This is a genomic window from Fodinicola feengrottensis, from assembly GCF_039530045.1.
GTDB classification, from domain to species: domain Bacteria; phylum Actinomycetota; class Actinomycetes; order Mycobacteriales; family HKI-0501; genus Fodinicola; species Fodinicola feengrottensis.
Genome location: NZ_BAAANY010000012.1, coordinates 88943 through 104980, shown reverse-complemented (window position 1 = coordinate 104980; position 16038 = coordinate 88943). Strand labels below are relative to the sequence as shown.

16 protein-coding genes are annotated in these 16038 nt (G+C 68.4%); 15 read left to right on the top strand and 1 reads right to left on the bottom strand.

Annotated features, from left to right (window positions below; translation table 11 throughout):
* The first annotated feature begins 293 nt into the window (after nucleotides 1-293).
* Together ABD301_RS18650 and ABD301_RS18645 are read left to right on the top strand one after the other, a co-directional pair.
* Nucleotides 294-2921: a winged helix-turn-helix domain-containing protein gene (locus ABD301_RS18650; RefSeq protein ID WP_344311521.1), complete on the top strand. Its 2628-nt coding sequence runs from the start codon at nucleotides 294-296 to the stop codon at nucleotides 2919-2921.
* A gap of 91 nt (nucleotides 2922-3012) precedes the next feature.
* The gene (locus ABD301_RS18645; RefSeq protein WP_344311519.1) at nucleotides 3013-3951 is read left to right on the top strand and encodes a hypothetical protein; all 939 of its coding nucleotides are present in this window, start codon (nucleotides 3013-3015) and stop codon (nucleotides 3949-3951) included.
* On the opposite strand, the gene ABD301_RS18640 is transcribed toward ABD301_RS18645, so the two are convergent.
* Complete coding sequence (locus ABD301_RS18640) at nucleotides 3935-4486, bottom strand: histidine phosphatase family protein (protein ID WP_344311517.1); 552 nt, start codon at nucleotides 4484-4486, stop codon at nucleotides 3935-3937. The genes ABD301_RS18645 and ABD301_RS18640 overlap by 17 nt on opposite strands.
* Nucleotides 4487-4629: 143 nt before the next feature.
* Here ABD301_RS18640 and ABD301_RS18635 point away from each other — a divergent pair, with 143 nt between their 5' ends.
* The 13 genes from ABD301_RS18635 to rpoZ all read left to right on the top strand — a co-directional run bounded on the left by ABD301_RS18635 (nucleotide 4630) and on the right by rpoZ (nucleotide 16019).
* The gene (locus ABD301_RS18635) at nucleotides 4630-5448 is read left to right on the top strand and encodes a hypothetical protein (RefSeq protein WP_344311516.1); all 819 of its coding nucleotides are present in this window, start codon (nucleotides 4630-4632) and stop codon (nucleotides 5446-5448) included.
* Between the two features lie 156 nt (nucleotides 5449-5604).
* Nucleotides 5605-6525 (top strand): aldo/keto reductase, encoded by a 921-nt coding sequence (locus ABD301_RS18630; RefSeq protein WP_344311526.1) that lies wholly within the window; start codon nucleotides 5605-5607, stop codon nucleotides 6523-6525.
* Between the two features lie 95 nt (nucleotides 6526-6620).
* A complete protein-coding gene (locus ABD301_RS18625; RefSeq protein WP_163573126.1) occupies nucleotides 6621-7517 on the top strand; it encodes a DUF4129 domain-containing protein in 897 nt (298 codons plus the stop codon).
* On the top strand, nucleotides 7514-8014 hold the full coding sequence (locus ABD301_RS18620) for a hypothetical protein (protein ID WP_344311514.1): 501 nt from the start codon (nucleotides 7514-7516) through the stop codon (nucleotides 8012-8014). Before ABD301_RS18625 ends, ABD301_RS18620 begins: the two co-directional genes overlap by 4 nt.
* Nucleotide 8015: 1 nt before the next feature.
* Nucleotides 8016-8981 carry an AAA family ATPase gene (locus ABD301_RS18615; protein WP_163573124.1) on the top strand — a complete coding sequence of 322 codons (966 nt, stop codon included), beginning with the start codon at nucleotides 8016-8018 and terminating at the stop codon, nucleotides 8979-8981.
* Complete coding sequence (locus ABD301_RS18610) at nucleotides 8978-10288, top strand: DUF58 domain-containing protein (protein ID WP_344311512.1); 1311 nt, start codon at nucleotides 8978-8980, stop codon at nucleotides 10286-10288. The genes ABD301_RS18615 and ABD301_RS18610 overlap by 4 nt, the downstream gene beginning before the upstream one ends.
* 65 nt (nucleotides 10289-10353) lie before the next feature.
* Nucleotides 10354-10902, top strand: a complete 549-nt coding sequence (locus ABD301_RS18605) for a hypothetical protein (protein ID WP_344311510.1) — start codon at nucleotides 10354-10356, stop codon at nucleotides 10900-10902.
* A gap of 59 nt (nucleotides 10903-10961) precedes the next feature.
* Nucleotides 10962-12311, top strand: a complete 1350-nt coding sequence (locus ABD301_RS18600) for a dihydrolipoyl dehydrogenase family protein (RefSeq protein WP_344311508.1) — start codon at nucleotides 10962-10964, stop codon at nucleotides 12309-12311.
* Nucleotides 12308-12898: a CYTH domain-containing protein gene (locus tag ABD301_RS18595; protein WP_344311507.1), complete on the top strand. Its 591-nt coding sequence runs from the start codon at nucleotides 12308-12310 to the stop codon at nucleotides 12896-12898. The genes ABD301_RS18600 and ABD301_RS18595 overlap by 4 nt, the downstream gene beginning before the upstream one ends.
* 937 nt (nucleotides 12899-13835) lie before the next feature.
* On the top strand, nucleotides 13836-14675 hold the full coding sequence (gene pyrF / locus ABD301_RS18590; RefSeq protein ID WP_344311505.1) for an orotidine-5'-phosphate decarboxylase: 840 nt from the start codon (nucleotides 13836-13838) through the stop codon (nucleotides 14673-14675).
* A gap of 144 nt (nucleotides 14676-14819) precedes the next feature.
* A complete protein-coding gene (gene mihF, locus ABD301_RS18585) occupies nucleotides 14820-15143 on the top strand; it encodes an integration host factor, actinobacterial type (RefSeq protein ID WP_163573119.1) in 324 nt (107 codons plus the stop codon).
* 9 nt (nucleotides 15144-15152) lie between these two features.
* Nucleotides 15153-15740: a guanylate kinase gene (gene gmk, locus ABD301_RS18580; protein WP_279582911.1), complete on the top strand. Its 588-nt coding sequence runs from the start codon at nucleotides 15153-15155 to the stop codon at nucleotides 15738-15740.
* Between the two features lie 15 nt (nucleotides 15741-15755).
* Nucleotides 15756-16019: a DNA-directed RNA polymerase subunit omega gene (gene rpoZ, locus ABD301_RS18575; RefSeq protein WP_344311504.1), complete on the top strand. Its 264-nt coding sequence runs from the start codon at nucleotides 15756-15758 to the stop codon at nucleotides 16017-16019.
* Nucleotides 16020-16038 lie beyond the last annotated feature (19 nt).

Genomic DNA, 16038 nt, shown 5'->3' with positions numbered 1-16038 from the left:
CGCCTTTGTAGGCCCGCAAAGACCGCGGGCCTACAAAGGCGGACGCTCCTGCCGGAGGGGCGACAACATCGGCCTGGCGGCCGATGGCGCCGGACGGGGCTGGGTCCCGTCTAAGTGGACCAATTTGATGGGAATGGTGACGGTCCCGTACGGGGTGAGGGCGGCGGGGCTGGGTCCCGTCGAAGGTGGCCACCTTGGCGGTAAGGGTGATGGTTCTGGGTGGGGTGGTAGTCGGGAGTGTGGGTCTGGTCAGGGGTTGGCGGGAAAGTTAGGGTCGGTCCGGGAGGTGGGGTATGCGGCTGGTCGCCACCAAACTGCTTATCCCCCCAGGCTGGCCGGGGTTGGTGCCGCGGGCGGCCGCCCTGCGGCTGCTGGATGGGGTGCTGTCCAGGCCGCTCACCCTCGTCACGGCGCCGCCCGGGTTCGGGAAGACGACGCTGGTGAGTACGTGGCTGCGGGAGCAGTCGGTACGGTCCGGCTGGCTGACGTTGGACGAGGACGATGACGTGCCGGCGCGTTTTCTGGACTATCTGCTGACCGTCGCCGGCGGCTTGGGCGACGAGGTCGCGGACTTGGCTCGTACGCTGCTGATGGCCAGCCCGCAGTCGGTGCCCGCGGTGGTCGCCGCGCTGGTCAACGACCTCGCGGCGGTGCCGGCCGAGATGGTCTTGGTGCTGGACGACTTCCATGTGATCGCCGAGCCGGAGATCCTCGACGTCCTGTCATTCCTGGTCGAACGCTGCCCGCCACGGCTGCACCTGGTGCTCATCAGCCGGCATGAGCCGGACCTGCCGCTGGCCCGCTGGCGGGGTCGTGTGGTGCTTGCCGAGGTGGGCGCGGCCCAGTTGCGGTTCTCCGCCGCCGAGGCCGGCGCGCTGTTGCGGTCAGTCACCGGTTCGGCGGTCGATGAGCGTACGGTGACGGCCCTGCACCAGCGCGCCGAGGGCTGGGCGGCTGGTCTGCAAATGCTCGGTATCGGGTTGCGCGACGGTCTTCCGAGTGCCGCTTCGGTCACGTACCGGTCCGGTGATCGGTACGTGCTGGACTATCTCGCCGAGGAGGTGTTGCGCGGCCAGCCGGCCGAGCGGCGCGACTTTTTGTTGCGTACGTCCGTTCTTGACCGGCTGACTCCGTCGCTGTGCGACGCGGTCACCGGCCGGACAGACAGCGCGGCGGTCATCCGCCAGTTGGAGCGGGCCAATCTTTTCTTGGTGCCGCTGGATGATCGCGGTGAATGGCACCGCTATCACGGTCTTTTCGCCGATTACCTAAGACGCGAGCTGGATCCAGCGACCGCGCGAGACAGTCACCACCGGGCCGCGCAGTGGTATGCCAGCCATGAAATGCCAGCTGACACTGTGAAACACGCGATCGCGGCCGGTGAGCCAGACCTGGCGATCCGGACCGTACGAGCAGTCGCGGAGGATCAGGTACGCGGTGGTGAGCTCGCCCCACTCCTGGGCTGGTTGAACAGGCTGCCGGAGGAGACCGTCCGCGCGCACGCGGATTTGGCTGGATACAAGGGATGGCTGCTTTACCTCGCTGGGCGCCGGGAAGAGGCCGAGTCGTACGCACGGATCGCGCAGGACCAGATGGCCGCTGACGCGCCCGCTTCGGACCGGGCGATGTTGGGCACCTTCCAGGCATATCTCGCACTGACCAGGGGAGAACCGGCGCAGGCGGCCGAAATCGCCGGCGCGGTGCTCGACCAGGTGGGCGACAGCACCTCGTTCTTCCGGGCCGCCGCGATGGGCGCGCTCGGTCAGGCTCGCCGGCTGACCGGTGATCGGCGCGGTGCCATAAATGTGTTGCGCGCGGCCGTACGACTGGGGGAGCGCAGCGGTAATCCGTTGAGTGCCTTGGAAGCCACCGGCTATCTCGCGCCTTTGTTGTATGTCCAGGGAAGGCTGCGAGAGGCCGTGGTCCTGTGCGAGGACGCTCTGCGTGCGCACACCGACCCGGCCGGGCGGCCGCTGCCGATGGCCGGGCTGGCCGAGGTGCCGCTGGGCACCCTGCTCTACGAACGCGACGAACTTGGCTCCGCGCAACAACATCTGCAGGACGGGATCGCTCGCTGCGAACAGCTCGGCACCACGTCGTACACGCTGCTCGGGCTGCGCACGTTGGCGCGTCTGCATGTCGTCAAGGGTGCGGTGGACGAGGGATTCCGGGCGCTGCTGACCGCCCGCCGGCAGGCGGACGCGGCCGAGGACGGCCGGCGGGCCCGACTGGTGATCGCCACCATCGCGGAGCTGAACCTGCGTACCGGCAACCCGGCCGCCGCCGAGCAGGCCTTGCGGGAGATCGCCGACGATCACCCGTCCTCGTCCGACTACGAGCAGCTGACCCGGGCGCGGCTTTTTCTTGCGCAGAAGCGTCCGAAACAGGCTTTGGAGGTGCTGGAGACGATCGAGTCGCGGGCCGCGCAGGAGGGCCGGGACGGCAGCCTGATCGCCATTCTCGCCGTCACCGCCCGCGCCAGGGCCGCGCTCGGGGAGCGGTCCCGCGCTCGCGAACTGCTGGCCAGGGCTGTTGAGTTGGCAGCGCCGGACGGTTACCGCCGAACCTTTCTCGACGAGGGCCAGTCGGCGGTTCCGCTGCTGAAGGACATTCGGTCCACCGCACCGGATTTCGTCGCCGACCTGTTGTCCCGGATCGGCGCTGCCCCACGCCGTCGGCCGACCAAGGCAGCGCGAACTCGTACGGTCGAAGGGATGGGTGTGATCGAGCCACTAACCAGCACCCAGCAACGCATCCTGTCGCTGATCGCCACCGGCATGTCCAACCAGCAGATCGCTGACAAGCTTTTCATCACGGTTGGTACGACGAAGTGGCACTTGAACCAGATCTTCGGTCGCCTGCAGGCCCGCAATCGTACCGAGGCCGTCGCCCGGGCCCGCGAGCTCGATCTTTTTAGCTAAACCAGCGGCGGGACGGTCCGGAATTCCTTACTATCCCGCTGGGCCTGCTGTCCGACGGGGTATGGCAGTCCGCGAACGGGGGACGGGTCGGGTGTCACAGAACGACGAGGATTTCTGGAAGATCGTCGAGCCGCTGGGAAGCAAACGCAAACAGCGGCGAGCGGCTCGGAAGTTGCGTACGGGTCGCAAAAAACCGCGAACCAGCCGCATCGCGGTGGTGGTCGCCGTGGTGGCGGTGCTGGCCGGCGCCGGACTGGCGGTGAGTTGGGTGACGGACACCATCACCGCGGCCCACGCCACCACGCCCGCCGCCGCTGCGATCCCGAAGGTGACACCGGCGGCAAACCGGGTGTTCGGGCCGTTTGAGGGCACTCCAGCGGAAAAGTTCGCCGAAGGTGCCAACGCAATCGTGCTGCCGAAAGGCGTGAAGACCGGCGCCTGGTCAGCGGACGAGGTCAGCCACGATCTCGGAACGGTGAAATCAGCACTGATCGCGTCGCATCTCGACCACCGCGTGCTGGTTTCCGGTGATTTCGCAGGCTTTCTGGCCTTGCTTGCGCCGGATAGCCGTGCTGAGTCGAAAAAGAGGCTTGCCGAGGCGAAACAGGCCCTGGTCGTACGGGTCGACGCTGGCGCCACCCTCGCCAAGGATCAGCCCAGGCTGTCCGGAGTGACGACGGTAAAGGCCACCAAAGACGACGACGGCCGGCCGATTCTGCAGATCACCACAAACTACGTCTGGGCCTATCCGTTCCAGGGGCAGTCGATCCGGCCCGGCGAGCGGGTCGTGGTCGTCCACGACGAGATCCGCTGGGGCTTCTACCAAGCGGAGAAAGTGACGCGATCCTCCGCCGGAATGTGGGTCAATCGGAGCGAGGACTACAAATACAACATCGACTGTGGTGCCGCGAACAAGGGCTTCATCAAGCCGTACACGCCAATGGCGGACCCTGGTCCGAACCCGGGCACCGACCTCGGCGACTCCGCGTACGACCCGACCAGGTCACTTGACATCAGGGGTGGTTGTTAACCCAGCCCGACGGGATTTCGTACGTCCAACCCTCCTGCCAATGGAACGGGGCGTTGACGAGGTCTTCCATCCGGGCGCCGGCGAGCAGAGCCCACCGGTTGGCCGAGTGAGAGATCATCAGCACCCGTTTCCCGTCCCAGTCCGCGGCCAGTTCTCGGAGAAACTCAGCGGTCGCGTCGATCACCTGCCGATAGCTCTGACCGCCCGGAAACGGCGACTCGAGGTGGTTCGCTCGTACGGCCGCGACCTCGGTCACCGGGTGGCCGTTGAGATCGCCGTAGTCGCATTCGCGCAGCCGGGTGTCCTGGTAGGTGGGAATGCCGGTGTCGCCGAAGGCGATCTTGGCGGTCTCTATGGCGCGGGTCAGGTCGGAGACGAAAACCGCGGCGAGGCCAGTGTCCCGGCGGCGCTTGCCGAGGTCGGCGGCGAGGGCCCGGCCGTGGGTGGAAAGCCGGCCCGGGAGCCAGCCGGTGGCGATGCCGTTTTCGTTGTCCTCGGTGATCGAATGTGTCTCGTACGTAAGGATGACCGGCACCTTTGAGGAACTCCGTTCCCCCGCGGGCAGTCGTTCGGGCATCGGCTGGCGGGCATTTGGTGGCGGGCTGGTCGGGACGTACTGTCGCAGTCATTGTGACTGGTAGGAACCCTCGACACGACAGGCCGCGAAGCGCGTGGCAGGTGGTCGTTTCGCCGTCGATGATCTGGCGGATCTGTGGCGGTCTGCTGGTCGTTGTGGTGATCGCCGGCGCGTGGGCGTTGACCGGGCCGGGCAACGGACCTGGCGGCGGCTCGCCGCAGCCGACGGGCTCGGCGTCGGGCGGAGGTGCGAGTCCGTACGACGGCACTCCGGCGGCCAGCTTCGCGGTCGGCGCGGCCGGGATCGCGATGCCGGCGCCACGGGCGGTCAAGAACTGGTCGGTGGATCAGGTGAGCCGTGCGCAGCAGAACGTCAAGGCGGCGCTGGTGGCCGGCCATCTGGACCCGCGGATGGTGGTCGATCGGCAGGTCAACGGCTTTCTGGCGCTGTTCGCCGAGGCGGACCAGGGTGACGTAAGGGACACGTTCCTGACCGGTCCGCTCACCGGCGCGGCCATTCGGACCGCGCCGGGCACCACCCTCGCCGCCGAGCAGCCCCGGGTGAGTGGCGCGACGACAGTGGACGCCTCGGTGGATGACTCTGGGTTGGCCGTGCTGGAAATCGACACCAACTACGTGTGGGTCTATCCGTTCACCGGCGAGTCGAAGAAACCCGGCGACCGGCTGGTGGTGGTGCATGATCAGCTGCGCTGGTGGGTCTACCACCGCGCGGACGTGAAGCCGACCTCGGCGGGCCTCTGGCTCAACCACAGCGCGGCCTCGGTGACCAACATCGACTGCGCGTACGCCGGCAAGCAGTTCATCGCGCCCGCGCCGCCGGACCAGAAGCGGGTAGCCGGCTCGACCCGGGACTCCTTCAACCCGGACAACCCCGTCGCCCCGGTGGGTACGTGCCGCTGATTCCTGGTGCAAATGGCACCAGGCCAGCCCGTACGCGCCCGCGTAGGGTGGAAAGAGTACGGATTTCGGACAGATCTCAGGGAGTCAATGGTGTCAGGATCGCTGCCGACCCGCCGGCTGGGTGAGCTCACAGTCGGCGCCCAGGGGCTGGGTTGCATGGGTATGAGCCAGGTCTACGGCACTGGCGACGAGGTCGAGTCGATCGCGACCGTCCATCGCGCCCTCGACCTCGGCGTCACGTTGCTGGACACCGCGAACGTGTACGGCGCCGGCGCCAACGAAGAGCTGGTGGGTCGGGCCATCGCCGGCCGCCGCGACGAAGTGGTGCTGGCGACCAAGTTCGGCATCGTGTGGACCGACGGCCAGCAGGGCACCCGCGGTGATCCCGCGTACGTGAAGCAGTCCTGCGAGGATTCGCTGCGCCGGCTGAAGGTCGACCACATTGACCTCTACTACCAGCATCGAGTCGATCCGTTGGTGCCGATCGAGGAGACCTGGGGCGCGCTGGCCGAGCTGGTCACCGAGGGCAAGGTCCGCTACCTGGGCATCTCCGAGGCCGGCCCGGTGTCGATCCGGGCCGCACACGCCGTGCACCCGATCACCGCGCTGCAGAGCGAGTGGTCGCTGTGGACCCGGGGGATTGAGTCCGAAGTGGTGGCGGTGTGCCGCGAGCTGGGCATTGGCATCGTGCCGTTCTCGCCGCTCGGCCGGGGTTTCCTGACTGGTGCGGTGACCTCCCGGGATCAGCTTGCCGCCGACGACATGCGGCGCGGGCTGCCGCGGTTCGCCGACGGCAACCTGGACGCGAACCTCGCCATCGTGGCGGCGCTGAAGGCGCTGGCGGAGAAGAAGGGCGTCACCGCCGGGCAGCTGGCGCTCGCGTGGGTGCACCACAAGGGCGACGACGTCGTGCCGATTCCGGGTACGAAACGGCGTACCTATCTGGAGCAGAACGTCGCGGCCGCCACCCTGGAGCTGACCGCCGACGACCTCGCCGCCATCGAGGAGGCCGCGCCCGCGGACGCGGTGGCTGGTGAGCGCTACCCGGAGCAGTTCGCCCGCAATGTGAGCAAGTAGCACGTATTCGCGATAACGAAGCCATAAATTCCGCCCCCGTAGCCGTACCGCCGAGTAGGACTTGTACTTGAGCGGTACGAGCAACGGGGGCGAGTATGGGCGGTGCACCTTCCGGCGAGCCACGGCCGCCGGACGACCGGGTGGTCGGCTGGCTGTGGGTGGTCCTCGCGGCCGTGCTGCTCGCGGTCGCGGCGGCTGGCGTCAACGCGCTGGCGCACGGCGGGCTCGACTCGGCCGCGAAGTGGACCTTCACCTCGGAATCGCTGCGTTTCGTCTTCGCCGCGGTCGGTCTGGTCGCCTTCGTGGTGGTGGTGTCCGGACTGCTCTGGCTGATGAACCCGACGCTCGCCGCGCTCAACCAGACCAGGGCCCGGATCACCGTGTTCGGTGCCATGTTGGTAGGCGCCGGGCTGCTCGGCTTCGTGCTCATTTTCCGTAGCGGCCCGGCCAAACCGAAGCTGCCGGGGCCAAGTCCGAGCTCTTCCGGACCGCGCATCAGCGGTTCCCCGGACGCGCCTGGCCTGTTCGGCACACCGGACTGGGTTGGCCCCGCACTGATCACGATCGCCATCGCGGCGGTGCTGGCCGGAGCTGCTCTCCTGCTGCTGAACCGGATGCGCCGACGGGACCGGCTGGCGGCCGCGCCGATCTCACCGGCGGTGCCGCCGCTCGCGATGGCCGCCCTCGCCGGCCGGGACGCGGTGCTGGCCGGAGACATGAGTCCACGGGCGGCGATCATCCGCTGCTTCGGTGCGATGGAGAACGCGCTCGCCAGCCACCAGGACGCCTCTCCACGGGTATCCGACACGCCCGGTGAGGTGCTGCGCCGGGGGTGGCAGGCCGGACTGATCCGGCGCGAGCCGGCCGACCGGCTGCTGGAGCTGTTCGCGGTCGCCCGGTTCAGCGATCATCCGATGGGCGAGCCGGATCGTACGTCCGCCGCCGACGCGCTGTCGGAGATGCTCGACGACCTGCAGGAGCGGGCCCGATGAACCGTCGCGCCAAGCGCGTCGCGGTGAGCGTCCTGAGCGCGGTCGCCGGGGTGGCGCTGATGGTGGTCGCCTGGGGCTTCGCCGGCCAGAGCGGGGTGCTGCTCGCCGGCGTCGTGATCGCCGGCATCCTGATCGCGGTGGTGGCCGCCCGGCAGGGCGTGACCCGGATCCGGCCAGCACGGGCGGCCGCGGCCGCCTCGGTCGCCCAACGCCGCCGGGTCTCGGTCGGCCGGCTGGTCACGGTGGCCAGCTGGAGCGGCGGCTCGCAGCGGGACTGGGACACCGGCGTACGCCCCACCCTGCTCAAACTCCTGGACGTGCTGCTGTCCGAGCGGTTCCAGACCGACCACCTGAGCCGCCCGGATCTGGCCCGCACGCTGCTGGGCGATCAGCTCTGGCCGCTGGTCGACCCGGCCCGCGGGATCTGTGAGGACCGCTCGGTGCTCGGTCCGGAGCGCGCCGCGCTCACTCGAATCATCACCAAGCTGGAGGCATGAAATGGCGCTCGCCGGAACGGACACCGCGGCTCGTACGGTTCGCGTGCTGGACGAAATAGAGAAGGCGGTCATCGGTAAGCGGTCGGCGCTGGAGCTGATCCTGGTCGGTGTGCTGGCCGGTGGGCACGTGCTGCTGGAGGACCTGCCTGGGCTCGGCAAGACGCTGATCGCGCGATCGTTCGCGGCCGCCTTCGGGCTGAAGTTCACCCGGATCCAGTTCACCCCGGACCTGTTGCCGGCGGACGTGACGGGCGCAACGGTCTACGACCAGAAGCGCGAGGAGTTCACCTTCCACCAGGGGCCGGTCTTCACCAACCTGCTGCTGGCCGACGAGATCAACCGGACGCCTCCTAAGACCCAGTCGGCGCTGCTGGAGGCGATGGGCGAGCGCCAGGTGACGGTTGACGGTCGTACGCACCAGCTGCCCGACCCGTATGTCGTGCTGGCGACCGACAACCCGATCGAGTACGAGGGCACCTACCCGCTGCCCGAGGCCCAGCTCGACCGGTTCTGCATGCGGATCAGCCTTGGTTACCTGCCTGAGGACCAGGAGATCCAGATGCTCCGCCGGCGGCTCGACCGGGGCACTCCGGAGGCGACGGTGAGCACCGTGCTCAGCCGCGAGGAGCTGCTGGAGATGCGGCGGGCTGTGGAGACGGTGAGCGTGCACGAGGACGTGCTGGCGTACGTGGTGAAGCTGGTCAACGCGAGCCGCGAGCACCCGCAGGTGCTGGTCGGCGCCAGCCCGCGCGGTGCCCTGGACCTGGTGCAGCTGTCCCGCGCGCAGGCGCTGGTGTCCGGCCGCGACTTCGTCACCCCGGACGACGTGAAGACGCTGGTGCGGCCCGCGCTGTCGCACCGGATCAGCCTGCGGCCGGAGATGTGGGTGCGCCGGATCAGCTCCGCCGACGTACTGGCCGAACTGGTCGACCGGGTGCCGGCGCCGCGGATGAAGTCACTCGCATGAGTGCGCCCTCCGAGGGCCGCGGCCAGGTGCCGCTGCGCTGGCACGCCTCGCCGGCGTTGCGGACGTTCGCGCTGCTGGCGGTGGTCGCCTTCGGGTTCGCGCTGCTGACGGACAAGGCGTCGTTGATCGTCTTCGCGGCGCCGGCGTTGGGTGCGTTGGCGGCCGCCGGTCGCACCGGCCGACCGGCGAAGGTGCTGTCGATGACGGCGGCGCTTTCGGAGACGCGGTGCTTCGAGCGGGACATCCTCGTGCTGCGGGTGGACGTACGGCTGCCGGCCGCCAGCGCCGACGTGGACGTGCGGCCGGTGCTGCCCTACGGGCTGGTCGTGGACGCCGAGCCGAAGGTGGAAACCCGGCCTGGGCACATCACTTTCGAGTGGGACGTACGCGTCCACCGATGGGGCACGTACCAGCCGTCCGTGCAGGTCACGTGTGGTGTGCACGCCGGCATGCTGCTAGCTGTCGCGCAGGTCGAGCTGGCAGGTTTGCGGGTCTTCCCACGGCCGACCGAGCTGGCCCGGATGCCGATCCCGGCCGATCTACCGAACCGGGTGGGCCTGCATGTGAGCAGCCGGGCCGGCGCCGGCACCGAGTTCGCCGGCATCCGGACGTACACCAGCGGCGACCAGCTCCGGCAGGTGAACTGGAAGGCCAGCGCCCGGCACGGCCAGTTGCTGGTCAACCAGCGGCTGCCGGACCAGGCCGCCGACGTGGTCGCGATGATCGACGCGTACGCGGACGTGGGGCCGATCGGCACGTCGAGCCTGGACCTGTCCGTGCACGGTGCCAGCGACCTCGCCCAGGCGGCGCTGCGCAACGGCGACCGGGCCGGCCTGGTGGTGCTCGGCGGGCTGATCCAGTGGCTGCCCGCCGAGCTCGGCTCGCGGCAGTTCTACCGGATCGTCGAGCTGGTGCTGGACGCCAGGGACGAGGACTTCGACCTGGAGCCGAACCTGGACCGGATCCCGCGCGGCGCGCTGCCGCAACGGGCCGTGGTCATCGTGTTCAGTCCGCTGGTGGACGCCCGTACCGTCGGCGTGCTGCGTGACCTGCGGGCCCGTGGCCGATCAGTGGTGGTGGTCGACGTGCTGAGCGGCGAGCCGGCGGTGAACGCCGGCAGCGAGCAGGCCGACCTGGCGCTGCGGATGTGGCGGATCGAGCGGCGCGGGATCTGGATCCTGCTGGCCGACCTGGGCATCCCGGTGGTCCGCTGGGAGCGCGGGCTCACGCTGGAGGCGGTGCTGGGGCCGATATCGCAACGCCGGATGGCCCGCCGCTCCGGCGCCTTCTCCGGAGTCAGCTCGTGATCGCGGAGGCGTTTTTCGCGCGTCGGCTGCGGTCTTTGCGTCGGCCCGTTCCGGGTGGGCGCACCATGGCGTTCGTGCAGCTGGCGGCCGGTTTGCTGATGGCCGGCGTGGTGCTTGTTGGCGGCTCGGGTGCCTCGCTGGCGTTTGGTGCGGCAGCCGGTTTGGTGTCGCTGGCGGTCCTCCGGTGGCCGGTGGCGCCCTGCCTGGTCGCCGTCGTGCTTGCCGTGGCGGGCCTTGGCTACGGCTCGGTCACCGGCTGGCTGGCGATCGTGGTGGCCGCCGCGGCGGGCCTGCTGGCGGTGGGGTTCGCGCTGCTCGGAGGCGTACGCAAGGGCAGCCGCCGGTTCCTGCGCAACCGTACGGACGCGGTCACCGGTGCGGTGCTGGCCACCCTGATCTGCGCCGCCGGGGCCGCCATCGACTCCGGGTGGGGCTGGCTCGCGGTGTCCGTGCCGATCTGCCTGGCGGTGGTCTACGTCGTCGCGATCCTGGTCGTACGCCAGCCGATCCGGCCTGACCCGGACGATCCCGACGATCTGATCCGCGGCGGCGGCGGCAGTGCACGGGCACTGATGACCATGTACGGCCACGGTAGGGCGCCCGGAGAGAACTGATTCCTTACGCTCGAAGGGGAGACGAGCGCTTCGTGGTCCGATCCGGCAGCATGGCGGGCATGCCATCTGAAGAGGTTGATGTCGTCGTCATCGGAATGGGACCGGGCGGCGAGTACGTGGCCGCGCAATGCGCCACCGCGGGCCTGACGACAGTCGGGATCGAGTCCCGGCTGGTCGGCGGCGAGTGCCCGTATTTCGGCTGCGTACCGAGCAAAATGATCATCCGGGCGGCCGACTCGCTGGCCGAGGCCGGCCGGGTCCCTCAGCTGGCTGGCAGCTCGACGGTGACGCCGGACTTCACGCCGGTCGCCCGGCGGATCCGGGACGAGGCCACCGACAACTGGAACGACCAGGTCGCGGTCGACCGGTTCACCAAGACCGGCGGCGTCTTCGTCCGCGGCCGGGCCCGGATCACCGGCCCGCACACCGTCGCGGTGGGGGACCGGGAGTTCACCGCGTCCCGGGCCATCGTGATCAACACCGGCACCGACCCGGCGGTGCCGCCGATCGACGGCCTCGCCGGCACGCCGTACTGGACCAACCGGGAGATCCTGCGGGCCGAGCAGCGGCCGGCCTCGCTGTGCGTGATCGGCGGCGGTGCGATCGGGCTGGAGCTGGCGCAGGCGTACGCGCGTTTTGGTACGGACGTGACGGTCATCGAGGTCTCCGACCGGCTGCTGGCGCTGGAGGAACCGGAGTCCAGCGAGCTGATCTCGCGGATCCTGGTGGCCGAGGGCCTGACCGTGCATACCGGCGCGAAGATCGCCCGGGTGTCGTACGACGGTGGCTTCAGCGTCGAGCTGGACGGCGGCATGGTGACCGCGGAGAAGCTGCTGGTCGCCGCCGGTCGCCGGACCGCGTTGGGGGAGCTGGGGGTGGGCGCCCTGGGGCTGGACGAGAGCGCGCGCTTTCTTGAGCCCGATGACCGGATGCGGATCGCTGACGGTGTCTACGCGATCGGCGACATCACCGGCAAGGGCGCTTTCACGCACATGTCGATGTATCAGGCCGCGGTCGCCACCCGGACCGTCCTCGGCCAGGACGGCCCACCGGCCGCCTACCACGCGGTGCCCCGGGTGACCTTCACCGATCCGGAGATCGGCTCCGTCGGGATGACCGAGAAACAGGCCCGCAACGCTGGTTCGCGCGTACGCATTGGCCTGACCCAGCTGCCCAGCTCGGCCCGCGGCTGGATCCACAAGGTCGGCAATGACGGTTTCATCAAGCTGGTGGAGTCCGACGGGATCCTGGTCGGTGCCACCGCGGCCGGGCCGTCCGGCGGGGAAGTGCTGTCCGCGCTCACCGTCGCCGTACACGCACGGCTGTCCACCGAGTCTCTGCGGCACATGATCTACGCCTATCCGACCTTCCACCGCGCCATCGAAGACGCGCTGGGCAAGCTCGCGTGAGCGACCATGTGGAGGTCGAGCGTACGTACGAGGTCGACGACTCTTTCGAGGTGCCGGCACTGTCCGGCCTCGGCCGGGTGGACGGCCCCGCCGAGCGTCTCCTGGACGCCACCTACTACGACACGGTCGATCTCCGACTGCTCGCCGCGAAGGTGACTTTTCGTCGTCGTACCGGCGGAAACGACGCCGGCTGGCACGTGAAACTGCCAGCCGGTGTGGACGCGCGCCGCGAGGTTCACCGGGACCTGAGCGACGACATCCCGCCGGACCTGGTGGCTCTGGTCCGCGAGGTCTCCGGTGGTGCCGCGTTGGCTCCCGCTGCCCGGATTTCCACCCGGCGGTTGGTGCTCACCCTGGTCGGGGACCAGCCACTGGCCGAACTCTGCGATGACCATGTCACGGCCCAGGTGCTGCTGCCCGGCCATGAAAGCTCCGAGGGCTGGCGCGAACTCGAGGTCGAACTCCTGGACGGCAACCGCGCCACCTTCGACACAGTCGAGCGCGTCCTTTTCACCGCCGGCGCCCGCCCCGCCACCATCGGCTCCAAACTGGGCCGCCTCCTTGGTCCGTACCTCCCACCCACTTAGCCCGTTCGCTCGTTTTGGTTGGTCGCCGATTTCGTCGGTGCCGCCTGGTTGGCTCGAATTCGGGGGCACCATTTTTCGGTGCTTGCACAATCGGATTCCGATTGCGTCAACAGTGTTCAGGAATGCCGGCGAATTTTGCCGCCCCCGAATTCGAGCCAATCAGGTGGTGGCGACATTTTCGGCGCGTACGAGCCGAACCTGGCAGTGAACGGGCTGTCGGGGGTACGCGCCGAAAATGTCGGCGGTGGCCGGCAGGCTCGAGTTCGGGGGAGCCTCAGTGTGGGGCCAGTGGTGTTGAGGTGACTGGTGTTGAGAGTGTGGCGCCGAGGTGGTTGAGTGCCGTACAAACTCGACCCTCGGCCGGCTGGAACGCGCGGTATCCGACTGGAAGCGCGGTATCCGACGGTGCGTGTCGAGATGGCGGCCGGATGGTTACCTTCGTGTTTTGGGATGTTGATCTTGGTTAGTTGGCCCGTACGAAAAGAACATTTCGGACCGATGCCCGTTTTGGGTAGGCAAACTAACCAAGATCAACCTCTCCGTTGTGAATGCGCGTCACTCCAGCACTTGCAGCCCCACAAACCTCAGGACCCACAAAAAATTTGGCTACGCGCGCGCCTCTGACCCACCCCCCACCCGATCACTGGGTGGGGGCTACTCAATCAAGTAACTGCGACAGTTTCGCGCAGTAGCGGGTACTTCGGTGGAACTCGGGAGCAATCAGAGCCGCCGTCTGATGCCAGAGTGGACACTGCGACAGATGTGACAACCGTCTCGCCGAAGCGCCCAAACGGACCAGGACCAGCGGAGATGTCCAAGTGGCGGGTGTGACATCTGTGTACGGAAGTTGCGCACACCACACCCAGCGCCGCTGCCGAATTCGTGTCACAGGTACGCGTTTGCGGCGGTCAGGGGCCAGATCGCATACGGTGGGGGTGTGAGCGAACCCTTCGGCACCAGGCTCAGGCAGGCGATGGACAAGCGCGGGCCGCTTTGCGTCGGGATCGACCCGCACGCGGCGCTGCTCGCGAAGTGGGGGTTGCCGGACAATCCGGTCGGGCTGGCCGCGTTCGCGGATACCGTCATCGACGCCATCGGTGACCTGGTGCCGGTGGTGAAACCGCAGTCGGCGTTCTTCGAGCGGCACGGCAGCGCCGGCATCGCGGTGCTGGAGCGGCTGATCGGGTTGGCCAGCCAGGCCGGCGCGTTGGTGCTGCTCGACGTGAAGCGCGGCGACATTGGGTCCACTGCCGCCGGATATGCCGACGCCTACCTGCGCGACGGTTCGTCGCTGGCCGCGGACGCCATCACGGTCAGCCCGTTCCTCGGCGTCGGATCGCTCGACCCGGTGTTCGACACCGCGCTGGAGTACGGGCGGGGGGTCTTCGTGCTCGCGCTCACATCCAACCCGGAGGCCCCGTCGGTGCAGCACGCGCGTACGCCGGACGGCCGGACGGTCGCCCAGGCCGTGCTGGACGACCTGGCCGTACGCAACGCCGGCGCCACCCCGCTCGGCTCCATCGGCGCGGTGGTCGGTGCCACCATCGGCCAGACTGGACACGACCTGACCCGGCTGAACGGGCCGTTCCTGGCCCCGGGTATCGGTGCTCAGGGCGGCACTCCGGAAGGGCTGCGGGCGGTCTTCGGTGACGCTCTCAGCGCTGTCCTGCCGGCGGTCAGCCGGGAGGTGCTGGCGGCCGGTCCGAGTCCGGAAGCGCTGCGTAAGGCCACCGAAGAGCATCTCCAGCGGTGTGTCGCGGCGGTGACACGCGGGTGATAGCTGTAACCGCACGTACCAGTTTTGACCACCGACTTACGTACCCCGCGTTGCCGGGGGCGGCGGGCGCTCGCTAGGTTCAGCGAATCGCCAGACCGTGTACCACCAAATCTGCCCATCGACGACATTGACCGAGGTGAAAGAGTGGCGCTCCCGTCACTGAGCCCAGAACAGCGCGCGGCGGCTCTGGAAAAGGCCGCTGTGGCACGCAAGGCCCGGGCTGAGCTGAAAGACAAGCTCAAGCACGGCCAGACCACGCTCGCTGATGTGCTCAAGGCAGCCGACACCGATGAGATTGTCGGCAAGATGAAGGTCGCGGCGGTGCTCGAGGCGCTGCCCGGCATCGGCAAGATCCGGGCCGTGCAGATCATGGAACGGTTCAAGATCGCCAGCAGCCGCCGGTTGCGGGGGCTGGGCGACAACCAGCGACGTGCCCTGCTGGACGAGTTCGGCTCGCCCGGCCAGTAAGTGTCGACGGTGACCACGGACGATCTGACCAAACGAGGCCGGCTGACTGTTCTGTCCGGTCCCTCCGGGGTCGGCAAGAGCACCGTGATCGCCACTATGCGCCGCGTGCATCCGGATGTGTGGCTGTCGGTGTCGGCGACGACCCGACACCCACGTCCGGGTGAACGCGACGGCGTGCACTACCACTTCGTCAACCGTGACCAGTTCATGGCCATGGTCGACGCGAACATGTTGTTGGAGTGGGCCGAGTATGCCGGCAACTTGTACGGGACCCCACGTGAGCCGGTGGAACGCCGGCTTTCGCAGGGAAAATCCGCGTTGCTGGAGATCGACCTGTTCGGCGCCCGGCAGGTCCGAGTGGCCGAGCCGCAAGCCCTGCTGGTCTTCCTCGCCCCGCCGTCGCGCGAACATCTGTTCGAGCGGTTGTCCGGCCGGGGCACCGAGGACCAGGAGACGGTACGGCGCAGATTCGAGCTCGCGGAGGTCGAGCTGGCCGCTGTGGGTGAGTTCGATGTCGTACTGGTTAACGACACTGTGCAACACGCGTGCGACGAGTTGGTACTATTGCTCGAGTCATCCACCATTTCCCACAGTTGACTGAGGCTGATCTGCGTGTCCGGCACTGTCGCCGCCCCTGAAGGCATCACCAATCCCCCCATCGACGAGCTTCTGGAGAAGACCAGCTCCAAGTACGCGCTGGTCATCTACGCCGCCAAGCGCGCGCGCCAGATCAATGCGTACTATTCGCAGCTCGGCGAGGGCCTGCTGGAATACGTAGGACCGCTGGTGGAGACCAGCCCGCAGGAGAAGCCGCTGTCGATCTCGCTCCGGGAGATCAACGCGAACCTGCTGACTCACGAGGTTGTCGAGTCCTAAAGATCATGTGTCGCGGGGC